Genomic DNA, 12,346 nt, shown 5'->3' on the forward strand with positions numbered 1-12,346 from the left:
GCTGCCGCCGCCGGGGCGCGCTGCTGGGCCGCTCGGCGAGGCGCCGGGCGTGATGGCCTGAGCGGGTGTCTGGGACTGGGTCGGAGCGGCCTGCGCGGCCTTGCTCTGTGATCCGTCGTCACTGCCGCCGCCCTGATCGGACATCAGCCAGGCGATGAGGGCGATGACCGCGGCGACGGCGGCGAGCACGACGACGCGCCGTCGCCAGTAGATCGAGGCCGGCAACGGTCCCACGGGTTGACGCAGAGAGGGCACGCCCAAACTCTACGAGACAGTGTGTCGCGATTGACTCACCAACACCGCACAGTCGCCCCTTCCTTCACATGATCCGCCATTTGATCCGTTCGAGGGAGGTCTTTCGGCGTGTCCGCCCGGAAATTCCCCGCGATACGGAATCCACTGCTCCACTTCGGCCGGGCCGGCGGGCGTGGGAGGATCGAAGGGCCATGACTTCCATCACCGCCGCCGCCATCACTACCGCGCCCCTTTCCCCCGCAGGTCCCGCCCCCTTGCTGCCCCTCCCGCTGCCGGCGCTGCACGCGACCGTCCTCGACTGGTACGAGGCCGGCAAGCGCGACCTCCCCTGGCGCACCCCCGACGCGTCGCCCTGGGCCGTCATGGTGAGCGAGTTCATGCTCCAGCAGACCCCGGTCAAGCGGGTCCTGCCCGCCTGGGAGGCGTGGATGGAGCGCTGGCCCACCCCGGCCGACCTCGCGGCCGAGGCCCCCGGCGAGGCCGTCCGGATGTGGGGCCGGCTCGGCTACCCGCGGCGCGCGCTGCGGCTGCACGCGGCGGCGGTGGCGATCACCGAGGAGCACGGCGGCGAGGTTCCGGACGACCACGCCACGCTGCTCTCGCTGCCCGGGGTGGGGGAGTACACGGCCGCCGCCGTCGCGTCCTTCGCCTTCCGCCAGCGCCACGTCGTGCTGGACACCAACGTCCGCCGGGTGTTCGCCCGCGCGGTGAGCGGCGTCGAGTACCCGGCCCAGGCCACCACGGCGGCCGAGCGCCGGACGGCGACCGCGCTGCTGCCCGACGACGCCGAGACCGCCGCCACCTGGGCGGTCGGCGTGATGGAGCTGGGCGCGCTCGTGTGCACCGCCCGCGGCCCCGAGTGCGGCGACTGCCCGCTGTTCACCCACTGCGCCTGGCAGCGGGCCGGCCGCCCGCCGTACGAGGGCCCGGCCCGGCGCGGCCAGTCCTACGAGGGGACGGACCGGCAGGTGCGCGGCAAGCTGCTCGCCGTCCTGCGCGACGCCCACGGCTCGGTCGAGCAGGCCCGCCTGGACGCGGTCTGGCCGGACGCCGTCCAGCGCGCCCGGGCCCTGGACGGCCTCGTGGCGGACGGCCTGGTCGAGCCCGTCGAGCAGGGCGTCTACCGCCTCCCGCAGTAGGACCTTCCCGCAGTAGACCCTTCCCCTAGCCAGGCCGACGCACGACGACGCCCCCGGAGAACCCTCCGGGGGCGTCGCGTCGATCGGCGGCGTACGGCAGGGGCCGTCAGACGGCCGCCGCCTCCAGCGAGGTCTCGGCCGCCTTCTCGTCCTTGCCGGCGCCGCGCAGCGGCACCTCGCGCATGAACACCGCCGCGGCGATCGCGATCACGGCCACCGCCGCACCCCACAGGAAGACGGTGTGCATGCCGTTGGCCACCGCGTGGTGGTAGGCGTCCTGGACCGGGGCGGGCAGCTGCTTCAGCGCCGCCGGGCTCATCTGGCTCGGGTCGGCCTTCGCCCCACCGGCCGAAGCGTGCTCGCCGAGCCGCTCCTTCATGGTGTCCGCGACCCGGTTGTTGAACAGGGCGCCGAACAGCGCGACACCGAAGGAACCGCCGATGGTGCGGAACAGGGTGGCGGTGGAGCTGGCCACGCCCATGTCCTTGAGCTCGGCGCTGTTCTGCGCGACCAGCATGGTGATCTGCATCAGGAAGCCCATGCCGGCGCCCAGCACGACCATCCAGCAGGCGGACGTGAACCTGCTGGTCTCGGCGCCCATGGTGGACAGCAGGACCATGCCGCCGGCCATCACGATCGTGCCGATGATCGGGTAGATCCGGTACTTGCCGGTCTTGGTGACGGCCTGGCCCACGACGAGCGAGACGACCAGCATGCCGAACATCATCGGCATCAGCAGCAGGCCGGAGTTGGTCGCCGAGGCACCCTGCACGATCTGCTGGTAGAGCGGCAGGAAGACGACCGCACCGAACATCACGAAGCCGACGACGAAGCCGATGATCGAGACCAGCGTGAAGTTCAGGTTCCGGAACAGGCCGAGCGGGAGCATCGGCTCCTCGACCCGCTGCTCCACGTAGCAGAAGGCGATCAGCGACGCGGCGGCCAGCGCGGCCAGGCCGAGGATCTGCTTCGAGCCCCACGCGTACTGCTGGCCGCCCCAGGTGGTGATCAGCACGAGCGAGGTGATGCCGGTGGTGAGCAGGATCGCGCCCAGGTAGTCGATCCGGGCGCTGTTGCGCATCTTCGGCAGCTTCAGGGTGACGACGACCACGGCGAGCGCGATCACGCCGAGCGGCAGGTTGATGTAGAAGGTCCAGTGCCAGTTCAGGTGGTCGGTGATGAAACCGCCGACCAGCGGGCCGCCGATGGTGGCGAGCGCCATCACCGCGGCGAACATGCCCTGGTACTTGCCGCGGTCGCGCGGCGGCACGAGCGCGCCCATGATCGACATGACGCCGACCATCAGGCCGCCGGCGCCCAGGCCCTGCAGTGCGCGGAAGCCGATCAGCTCGTTCATGTTCTGCGACAGGCCGGACAGCGCCGAGCCCACCAGGAAGATGACGATCGAGGTGAGGAAGGTGCCCTTGCGGCCGTAGAGGTCGCCGAGCTTGCCCCAGATCGGGGTCGAGGCGGCGGTGGCCAGGGTGTACGAGGTGACCACCCAGGACAGGTGCTCGGCGCCGCCGAGGTCACCGACGATCGTGGGCATCGCGGTGCCGACGATCAGGTTGTCGAGCATGGCCAGGAGCATCGTGACGACCAGGCCGACCATCACGAGGCGGATCTCGCGGGGTGACCGCGGCTGTTCCTCCTCGGTCTGCTTGTCCTCCGGCACCGGGTCGGCGGTCTTGGACTGTGACATGGGGTGGTGTCTCCCGGGACTGGGTGTGGACGATCGTCGGGCCTGAGCGGCTACAGCGGCTACTTACTTGTCGCCCGGCTAGTTTATGGGCCGTCGGCACGGTAAGTTGTCCACTAGCCGGTCGTCAAGCCAGTTTCTTTCCCGGCCGCCCGGGCAGGGACAATGTGTTCCGGGGGGCGGGCACCGCCGGCGTCCGCAGCAGTCACCGACGCAGTCATGAGGCAGGCCATGGGTACGACGCACAGCCCGCGCAGCGACACCCGGGCCCGCATCGTCGCGGTTTCCCTGGAGCTCTTCTCCGAGCAGGGGTACGAGCAGACCTCGCTGCGCGAGATCGCGGACCGCCTGGGGGTCACCAAGGCCGCGCTGTACTACCACTTCAAGACCAAGGACGACATCGTCCACGGGATCGTCGAGTCGATGGCCGCGCCGATCGACGAGACCATCGAGTGGGGCCGGCAGCAGCCCTGGACCCCGGAGCTGCGCGACGAGCTGATCCGCCGCTTCGCCGCCGGGATGTCCGAGCGGGCGCCGCTGCTGCGCTTCTTCCACGAGAACCAGCCCGCGCTGCGCGAGTCGCCGGCCGGCCTGGAGTTCAAGGAGCGCATGATCGCGATGGTCCGCCTCGTGCACGGGCCGGACGCGAGCTTCCAGGACCGCCTGCGCGCCGCGATGTCGCTCTTCACCATCAACTCGGCGATGTTCCTGCTCAAGCAGGACGAGGCCGGCACCGACCACGTCGACCACATGTGGCACGAGTCGCCGCAGGCGACCGTCGAGGAGGCGATGGCCGCCGCCCGGGAGGTCGCGCTGGAGATCGGCGCCCTGATCGACCGCCCGGTCCCGGCCCCCGCCGAGGCCTGACCGCTCCGGGTACGAGAGGCGGCCCGCCGCGCGAGCCGCCCCGGGCCGTTCCCGTCCGTTCCCGGGCCGTTCCGGGCCTCAGAACGCGGTGACGCCGTGCGCCGCCAGGTACGCGATCGGGTTGATCACCGCGCCGTAGCGGTTGCTGGTGCGGATCTCGAAGTGCAGGTGCGGCCCGGTCGAGTTGCCGGTGCTCCCGGAGCGCCCGATCTCCTCGGCCGCCGAGACCTGCTGGCCGGGCGAGACCTCCACCGAGGACAGGTGCGCGTACTGCGCGAAGCGCCCGTCCGCCAGCCGCAGCACGATCTCCTTGCCGTAGGAGCCGTCCCAGCCGGCCGACACCACGGTCGCGTTCCCGACCGCGAGCAGCGGCGTGCCCGGGTCGATCGCGAAGTCCACCCCGGTGTGGTAGCCGGCCGCGTACTCGGAGTTGGGCACGCCGTACGGGTTGCTGGTCGGCGCGCCCGGGACGGGAGCGGACCAGTCGGGCGCCGCGGCGGGCGCGGGCGCGGCTTCCTCGGCCTCGGGGGCCGGCGCCGCCGCCGGGGCCTGCCCGGCGGGCGGCTCGACCGGCAGCAGGTTGGGGGCCATCGCCACGTCCGCCTGCGCCGATTCGCTGCCGTCCGGGAGCCGGTACGGGCTCGGCTCGGCCACCTGCACCATGCCGGGGACGGGCACCGCGGCCTGCGGCGCGGTGAAGGCCGAACTGCCGGGCGTGGTCGGGTTGACCGTCTGCGCCGAGGCGCTGCCGGGCGCGGCGACGAGCAGCGCGCCGGCCAGGAGCACCGCGGTGCCCCCGGCGGCGACGACGGCCCGCTCGCGGTCGGCCCACACGCGGGCGCCGGGCAGCGGGTGCCGCGCCTCGGCGAGCGCGAGCACCGGCGCGGCGTGGGTGCGGACGGCGTGGCCGAGCCGGGGCTGCCAGGCCGCCGCCTGGGCCGCCGTGCGGGCGGCGAGCCGGCGCAGGGCCGGCCCCACGGGCGGGACAGAGGACATCGCTAGCCCAATCACGGTCGTACGGGGGCAGCACGAAGGGCCCGAACGGGCGCGTGCTGAGCGGGGGACCACTCAGCTTTAACCGTCGCCGAGCGGACTCCCAAACCCGGTGACGTACTACGGCGTGTAGTCAGCGTCGCGCCGGAGATTCAAGCCGACGGAGTAACGATCATGAGATCCGATCGTCGGCCCACGGCCTGTGCCCGCCGCCACGCCGCACGGCGCCGCCTACTACCGTCGGTCGTACCGCGCCCGGAGCCTGTGACCAGCACCACGCGCCCGCGAGGTTTGCCGACGCTCCCGCCCGCCGCTCGTGTCCGCACCGCTGACCGGGAGGCTCCACTGCGGGACGATCGACGCATGTATGCCAACAGCAGCGACGACCTCGGCGGCCCCCGTCGCCCGAGCCTCCAGGACCGCCGCTTCGCCGCCCAGCGCGGCTGCGAGCGGCTGCTCTCCGGCCACCGGCCGCAGAGCCTGCGCGAACGCCTCGCCGCCCTGGCCGGGGAGGCGGAGGGCGTCCACGACCTCGACGGCCGTCCGGACCAGTACGGCGACGGCGTGGTCCGCGCGTTGGAGCGCCGGGTCGCGGACCTGCTCGGCACCGAGGACGCGGCCTTCTTCCCGACCGGCACGATGGCCCAGCAGGTCGCGATGCGGATCCACGCCGAGGCGGCCGGGCTGTCCGCCGTGGCCACCCACCCGCTCGGCCACACCGACCAGCACGAGCGCCACGCGCTCGGCGTGCTGACCGGCCTGCGGAGCGTCTGGCCGACCCGCGCCCCACGCCTGCCCACCGTCGCGGAACTGCGCTGCTTCGACGAGCCGTACGCCGCGATGATCCTGGAACTGCCGCTGCGCGAGGCCGGCTTCGTGCTGCCCGAGTGGGCGGAGCTGGTGGCCGTCGCCGAGGTCGTGCGGGAGGAGCAGGGCGCCGCGCTGCACCTGGACGGCGCGCGGCTGTGGGAGTCGGTGTTCCACCTCGGCCGCTCGCTGCCGGAGGTCACCGCGCTGGCCGACTCGGTGTACGTCTCCTTCTACAAGACGCTCGGCGGGATCAGCGGCGCCGCCCTGGCCGGTCCGGAGCGCTTCGTGCGGACGGCGAAGGCGTGGCGGCACCGGTACGGCGGCCAGTTGTTCCAGCAGTGGCCGCAGGCGCTGGCCGCGCTCGCCGGACTGGAGGGCGAACTCCCGCGCCTGGGAGGGTACGTGGCCCACGCCCGGACGGTCGCCGGCGCGCTGGCCGAGGCCGTCGCGGCGGTGCCCGGCGCCCGCGTGCACCCGGAGCCGCCGCACACCCACCAGTTCCAGCTCTGGCTGCCGTACCCGGCCGTGGAGCTGGAGGAGGCCGGCCTGCGCCTGGCCGAGGACACCAAGGTGGGCCTGTTCGGCAGCTGGCGCGAACCCGGCCCGCCGGGGCTCGCGATGACCGAGGTCACGGTGGCCGCCGAGGCGCTGGACTGGACGGCCGCCGGGATCGCGGAGGCGGTCGCGGCCTTCCTCGACCGCCTGCCCGCCCGCAAGGCCTGAAAAGCGTCCGACCCGCCCCCGCGCAGTGCGGGGACGGGTCGGACCGACTGGATCAACTACTGGATCAACCAGCTGGATCAACTAGCCGAGGTCACCGATCAGTTGTCGACCGGACGGACCCGGATCCAGGTCTCCAGGTAGTTCGAGGACTCGTTCTCGACCTCGATGCTGGTACCGGTCTGCGGGACCTGGACGCTGCTGTACGGGTTGTCCTTGTTCCAGTACGACTTCAGGTCCGAGAACTCGTCGACACCCTTGGCCTTCGGGATGACCGTCTCGACGCCGTTCTTGTGCAGGGTCAGCGCGGGCACCCGGCGCGACCCGAAGGTCGAGTCGAAGCCCTGCACGCGCGGACGCATCAGCGTGCCGTCGGACCACTTCAGCGGGTCCGGGTGCGAGTCGACCGGCAGGATCAGACCCTGGCCCGGGTGGGCGCTGACGTTGTTGTCGGTCTGCGACTCGTCCCAGAGCCAGATCAGCAGACCGGGCTGGTACGGGTAGTGCTCGACCCAGTTCGGCTTGGAGTTGCTCCAGCCGAAGTTGTACGGGCCGGTCTTCAGGGTCTGGTCGAACGAGACGTACTGGCGGTTCTCCGCGATGTAGTACTGCGCGTAGTCCTTGGAGTACGTGCCGGTGAAGCGGGTGAAGCCGTCGGCCACCCAGCCGTTGTCACCGTTCTCGACGTCGTCGCTGAAGACCGTGGCGCCGTCGGCGGTCACCGAGATGTCGTCGATCGCGAAGCCGCGGTAGTGCAGGCCCGGGTCCGTGGTGTTGTGGAAGCGGACCTTGACGGCCTTGCCGGCGTACGCGTCGAGCGGGTACTCCAGGTCGCCCCAGGCGGCAGTGAGGCCGGTCAGGACGGAACGACCGCCCGCGTCCTTGGCCAGCGGCTTGCCGTTCCAGGTGCCGTCGAGGGCGGTCCAGTTCTTGCCGCCGTCGGTGGAGACCTCGGCCCAGGCGAAGTCGAAGTCCTGCTCCAGCTCGTACCAGGCCTTGGTCTTGAGCGTCGCGGACTTCTTGCCCGTCAGGTCGAGGTCACGGGTGAGCGTGACGTTCAGGTTGTCGGCGCTGCCACTCCACCACTCGTACGTGCCCGAGAAGGGCTTGTTGATCTCGGTGGTGACGGTCTTCTTCGGCAGGTCGACGACCAGGGCCTGGGGGAGCTTGGTGTTGTACTCCGCCGGGCCTATGTGGTGCGTCGACTCGGTGCCGGCTTTGGCCTTGTCGAACTTCAGCCAGCCGAGCTTGAGCTTGCTCCAGGCGTCGAAGTCGTCCGGCATGTCGCCGATGCTGTTCTTGCCCTCGCCGAGCCAGGAGCCGGAGGACATGATCGACCAGAAGCCGACCGAGTTGTCGATGCCCTTGCCGCCGCCGGCGGTGTCGTAGAGGTCCGGCAGACCGAGGTCGTGGCCGTACTCGTGGGCGAAGACGCCGAGGCCGCCGTTCTCCGGCTGCATCGTGTAGTCGCCGATCCAGAAGCCGGAGTCACCGATCTGGACGCCGCCGAGCTTGTTGCCGTCCGGGCCCTGCGAGCCGGCCAGGTTGCCGTAGACGTACGAACGGTGCGCCCACAGGGCCTTGCTGCCCTGCTTGCCGCCACCGGCCGACTTGTCCTCGCCGGCGTGCACGATCTGGAAGTGGTCGATGTACCCGTCGGGCTGGTTGAAGTTCCCGTCCTTGTGGGAGCCGTAGCGGTCCCACTTGTCGTACTCGGCCAGCGTCGCCTTGATCTGGTCCTTGGTCTGACCCTTCGCCAGCTGGTCCTTGTACCAGATGTCGACGGCGTCGCGGATCAGGTCCTGGGCGCTGCCACAGACGTTGGAGCCACAGAAGTCGGAGCCGTACCGGGCCTCGTTCCAGGGCACCCGCACCCAGTCCGAGACCACGCCGTCGACCGAGTAGCGGCCCGAGGACTGCTTCTCGTAGTAGGTCTTCAGCGAGGGCTTGTCCTTGGCGAAGTACAGGTCCTGGTAGTGCTGCTGGTTGTAGTCGGCCTGCCAGGCGGTCGAGTTGTTGGTGGCGCTGTCCGGCTTCTCGATCTCGTTGTGCTTCGGGCCGGGCTCGCCGCCGTACTTGATCTTGCCATCGGGCATCTTGGTGGTGTTGTCCACCTGGTCGCCGAAGTCGACGAGGATGGTGAAGATCTTGTCCGTGCGCTCGCGGGCGAGCTCGACGTACTTGTCCTTGCCCAGCTTGATGCTGGTGCTGCCGTTGTGCTCCTCGACCTGGGCGGTGCCCGCGAGCAGCTGCTCGGTGGCGGCCTTCTGCTCGGCCTCCATCTTCTCGGTCAGCGGGCCCGGAATGTTGTGCTCGGTGTTGACGGACTGGACGGCGTCGGCCGGGTCCTGCGGCACGGGCGCCGAACCGGCGGCGACGGCGCTGCTCGGGAACAGACCCGCGCCGAGCGTGACGATGACCGCCGCAGCCGTGGTGGCCGCAGCGGTCCTCCTGGTGGTCTTCAACGTTGTGACGTCCTCCCCGGCCGGGCCGACTCTTGGCCAAAGCCCGGTAAACCAATATGAAAGACAGGTGGACGTACTTTGACCGAAGCGGGGAGGGAAAAGATAGACCTTGACCCTGACATGGCGACGACGCTATGCTCGCCGACTTTCCGTCAGCTGACGCTGTGTGAGAAACGGCAGGTCAGGGCAGGTGCAAGAGGCATGAGAAACGGGCTGAGCCCCCGGCGCGAACGCCGGGGGCTCAGCCCGCTTGCTGTTATCTGTTAAATGTTGCTACTTCGTCAGGTCGGGACCCGACGAGGCAACAGCGGCCGGAGTGTCCGCGACGGCGGACTTCTCCTCGCCCCGGAAGGTGAACTTGGCGTCCTTGCCCTCGCCCTCGACGTCGACGACGACGATGTGGCCGGCCCGCAGCTCACCGAAGAGGATCTTCTCGGAGAGGTGGTCCTCGATCTCGCGCTGGATGGTGCGGCGCAGCGGACGGGCACCCAGGATCGGGTCGTAGCCGCGCTTGGCCAGCAGCTTCTTGGCCTCGACGCTGAGCTCCAGGCCCATGTCCTTGTCCTTGAGCCGCTCGTCCACCTTGGCGATCATGAGGTCGACGATCTGGATGATGTCGTCCTCGGACAGCTGGTGGAACACCACGATGTCGTCGACGCGGTTCAGGAACTCGGGGCGGAAGTGCTGCTTGAGCTCCTCGCCGACCTTCGCCTTCATCCGCTCGTACCCGGTCTGGGTGTCACCCGTGGCCGCGAAGCCCAGGTTGAAGCCCTTGGAGATGTCCCGGGTGCCGAGGTTGGTCGTCATGATGATGACGGTGTTCTTGAAGTCGACCACGCGGCCCTGGGAGTCGGTCAGGCGACCGTCCTCCAGGATCTGCAGCAGCGAGTTGAAGATGTCCGGGTGGGCCTTCTCGACCTCGTCGAAGAGGACGACCGAGAACGGCTTGCGGCGGACCTTCTCGGTCAGCTGGCCGCCCTCCTCGTAGCCCACGTAGCCGGGCGGGGAGCCGAAGAGCCGGGAGACGGTGTGCTTCTCCGAGAACTCGGACATGTCGAGCGCGATCAGCGCGTCCTCGTCGCCGAAGAGGAACTCCGCCAGCGTCTTGGACAGCTCGGTCTTACCGACGCCGGACGGGCCGGCGAAGATGAACGAGCCGCCGGGGCGCTTCGGGTCCTTGAGGCCCGCACGGGTGCGCCGGATGGCCTGGGAGAGCGCCTTGATGGCGTCCTTCTGGCCGATGACGCGCTTGTGCAGCTCGTCCTCCATGCGCAGGAGGCGCGAGGTCTCCTCCTCGGTCAGCTTGAAGACCGGGATGCCGGTGGCGGTGGCCAGGACCTCGGCGATGAGCTCCTCGTTGACCTCCGCGACGACGTCCATGTCGCCGGCCTTCCACTCCTTCTCGCGCTTGGCCTTGGCCTGCAGGAGCTGCTTCTCGTCGTCGCGCAGGGACGCGGCCTTCTCGAAGTCCTGCGCGTCGATCGCGCTCTCCTTCTCGCGGCGCACGTCGGCGATCTTCTCGTCGAACTCGCGCAGGTCCGGCGGCGCGGTCATCCGGCGGATGCGCATCCTGGAGCCGGCCTCGTCGATCAGGTCGATGGCCTTGTCCGGCAGGAAGCGGTCCGAGATGTACCGGTCGGCCAGGGTGGCGGCGGCGACCAGGGCGGCGTCCGTGATGGAGACCCGGTGGTGGGCCTCGTAGCGGTCGCGCAGGCCCTTGAGGATCTCGATGGTGTGCGGCAGCGACGGCTCGGCGACCTGGATCGGCTGGAAGCGGCGCTCCAGCGCGGCGTCCTTCTCCAAGTGCTTGCGGTACTCGTCCAGGGTGGTGGCACCGATGGTCTGCAGCTCGCCGCGGGCCAGCATCGGCTTGAGGATGCTGGCGGCGTCGATCGCGCCCTCGGCGGCGCCCGCGCCGACCAGGGTGTGCAGCTCGTCGATGAACAGGATGATGTCGCCGCGGGTGCGGATCTCCTTGAGGACCTTCTTCAGGCGCTCCTCGAAGTCACCGCGGTAGCGCGAGCCGGCCACCAGGGCGCCCAGGTCCAGCGTGTAGAGCTGCTTGTCCTTGAGCGTCTCGGGGACCTCGCCCTTGACGATCGCCTGGGCCAGGCCCTCGACCACGGCGGTCTTGCCGACGCCGGGCTCACCGATCAGGACGGGGTTGTTCTTGGTGCGGCGGGACAGCACCTGCATGACCCGCTCGATCTCCTTCTCGCGCCCGATCACCGGGTCGAGCTTGGCCTCGCGGGCGGCCTGGGTGAGGTTGCGGCCGAACTGGTCCAGGACCAGCGAGGTCGACGGGGTGCCCTCGGCGGGCCCGCCGGCCGTGGCCGACTCCTTGCCGCCGCCGGCCTGGTAGCCGGAGAGCAGCTGGATGACCTGCTGGCGCACCCGGTTCAGGTCGGCGCCCAGCTTCACCAGGACCTGGGCGGCGACGCCCTCGCCCTCGCGGATCAGGCCGAGCAGGATGTGCTCGGTGCCGATGTAGTTGTGGCCGAGCTGCAGGGCCTCCCGGAGCGACAGCTCCAGGACCTTCTTCGCCCGGGGGGTGAAGGGAATGTGGCCGGACGGGGCCTGCTGGCCCTGGCCGATGATCTCCTCGACCTGCTGGCGTACGGCCTCAAGAGAAATCCCGAGGCTCTCCAGGGCCTTAGCGGCGACGCCCTCGCCCTCGTGGATCAGACCCAGGAGGATGTGCTCGGTGCCGATGTAGTTGTGGTTGAGCATCCGGGCTTCTTCCTGAGCCAGGACGACAACCCGCCGCGCGCGGTCGGTGAACCTCTCGAACATCGTTTATCGCTCCTCAGAGCGGTCGGGCAGTTCGGGGTCGGTCCCCGCCCTGTCCTTCCGCATGCTAGTCCCGCTCAGCGGCGCGGCCCACGGATTCACTCCCCGGTACGGGAGCGAGATGCTGCGCGACCAGCCGACACCAATCCCAACCTGATGCTGGGAATCGGTGTTCCCACAGGCGGGCCGGATGCACCGGATACCGCTACGCCATCGGCGAACAAGAACCGCCGGGGCGGGCCGGATCCGTCTGCGACCGGTCACGCATACTGCCCCTGGACGGGTCGAAGAACCCGTCCACCTGCATTCATACCCGGTATCGGGGCGGTTCTCGCGCAGTTTCCGCGGTGGCGGTGTTCGCCTGGCGAGAAGTCGGGCCGGGACGGGTTCGCGGTGACGGTGGCTCAGCGCGGGCCACCGTGGCCGGTACGCCATCCCGGTGGTGTCCGCGTTACCGCTTCGCCCCTACAGCGTTGCACAGCTCGTGATTGTTCCGCCGCCCGAGCCCGGCCCGTGGCCGTACTGCGGCCCGGCGGAGGGCGGCGCTGTGGACGGCCCGGTGCACGCCGCGGGGGGCGGCGGGGCATCCGCCCCGCCCCCCGCCGGTG

General features: G+C 70.3%; 7 protein-coding genes and 1 pseudogene. 3 read left to right on the forward strand and 5 right to left on the reverse strand.

The window, feature by feature from the left end:
* Positions 1–234: pseudogene (locus AB0O00_RS18375) on the reverse strand (hypothetical protein); the annotation flags it as partial.
* 212 nt (positions 235–446) lie between these two features.
* On the opposite strand from AB0O00_RS18375, the gene AB0O00_RS18380 reads away from it, so the two are divergent.
* Positions 447–1,394, forward strand: a complete 948-nt coding sequence (locus tag AB0O00_RS18380; protein WP_363652979.1) for an A/G-specific adenine glycosylase — start codon at positions 447–449, stop codon at positions 1,392–1,394.
* A 106-nt stretch (positions 1,395–1,500) separates the two neighbouring features.
* Here AB0O00_RS18380 and AB0O00_RS18385 read toward each other — a convergent pair whose 3' ends face one another.
* Positions 1,501–3,096, reverse strand: coding sequence for an MDR family MFS transporter (locus tag AB0O00_RS18385; protein ID WP_363652981.1), 1,596 nt, complete (start codon positions 3,094–3,096; stop codon positions 1,501–1,503).
* A 216-nt stretch (positions 3,097–3,312) separates the two neighbouring features.
* Between AB0O00_RS18385 and AB0O00_RS18390 the strand changes: the two genes are divergently transcribed.
* Complete coding sequence (locus tag AB0O00_RS18390; RefSeq protein WP_363652983.1) at positions 3,313–3,960, forward strand: helix-turn-helix domain-containing protein; 648 nt, start codon at positions 3,313–3,315, stop codon at positions 3,958–3,960.
* Positions 3,961–4,038: 78 nt separating this feature from the next.
* Here the strand turns inward: AB0O00_RS18390 and AB0O00_RS18395 are convergent, their stop codons facing one another.
* Positions 4,039–4,956 (reverse strand): M23 family metallopeptidase, encoded by a 918-nt coding sequence (locus AB0O00_RS18395; protein ID WP_363652985.1) that lies wholly within the window; start codon positions 4,954–4,956, stop codon positions 4,039–4,041.
* 360 nt (positions 4,957–5,316) lie between these two features.
* On the opposite strand from AB0O00_RS18395, the gene AB0O00_RS18400 reads away from it, so the two are divergent.
* Complete coding sequence (locus AB0O00_RS18400) at positions 5,317–6,486, forward strand: beta-eliminating lyase-related protein (RefSeq protein ID WP_363652987.1); 1,170 nt, start codon at positions 5,317–5,319, stop codon at positions 6,484–6,486.
* A gap of 98 nt (positions 6,487–6,584) precedes the next feature.
* On the opposite strand, the gene AB0O00_RS18405 is transcribed toward AB0O00_RS18400, so the two are convergent.
* Together AB0O00_RS18405 and AB0O00_RS18410 are read right to left on the reverse strand one after the other, a co-directional pair.
* On the reverse strand, positions 6,585–8,948 hold the full coding sequence (locus AB0O00_RS18405) for an immune inhibitor A domain-containing protein (RefSeq protein ID WP_363652989.1): 2,364 nt from the start codon (positions 8,946–8,948) through the stop codon (positions 6,585–6,587).
* Between the two features lie 273 nt (positions 8,949–9,221).
* Positions 9,222–11,741: an ATP-dependent Clp protease ATP-binding subunit gene (locus AB0O00_RS18410; protein ID WP_363652991.1), complete on the reverse strand. Its 2,520-nt coding sequence runs from the start codon at positions 11,739–11,741 to the stop codon at positions 9,222–9,224.
* Positions 11,742–12,346: the final 605 nt, after the last annotated feature.

It is taken from the genome of Kitasatospora sp. NPDC093558 (assembly GCF_040683475.1).
In the GTDB taxonomy this organism is placed as follows: Bacteria; Actinomycetota; Actinomycetes; order Streptomycetales; family Streptomycetaceae; genus Kitasatospora.

What these genes read in the sequence shown, in the direction of transcription:
- AB0O00_RS18380 (WP_363652979.1), top strand. Translation starts at nt 447, where the DNA reads ATGACTTCCATCACCGCCGCCGCCATCACTACCGCGCCCCTTTCCCCC.
- AB0O00_RS18385 (WP_363652981.1), bottom strand. Translation starts at nt 3,096, where the DNA reads ATGTCACAGTCCAAGACCGCCGACCCGGTGCCGGAGGACAAGCAGACC.
- AB0O00_RS18390 (WP_363652983.1), top strand. Translation starts at nt 3,313, where the DNA reads ATGAGGCAGGCCATGGGTACGACGCACAGCCCGCGCAGCGACACCCGG.
- AB0O00_RS18395 (WP_363652985.1), bottom strand. Translation starts at nt 4,956, where the DNA reads ATGTCCTCTGTCCCGCCCGTGGGGCCGGCCCTGCGCCGGCTCGCCGCC.
- AB0O00_RS18400 (WP_363652987.1), top strand. Translation starts at nt 5,317, where the DNA reads ATGTATGCCAACAGCAGCGACGACCTCGGCGGCCCCCGTCGCCCGAGC.
- AB0O00_RS18410 (WP_363652991.1), bottom strand. Translation starts at nt 11,741, where the DNA reads ATGTTCGAGAGGTTCACCGACCGCGCGCGGCGGGTTGTCGTCCTGGCT.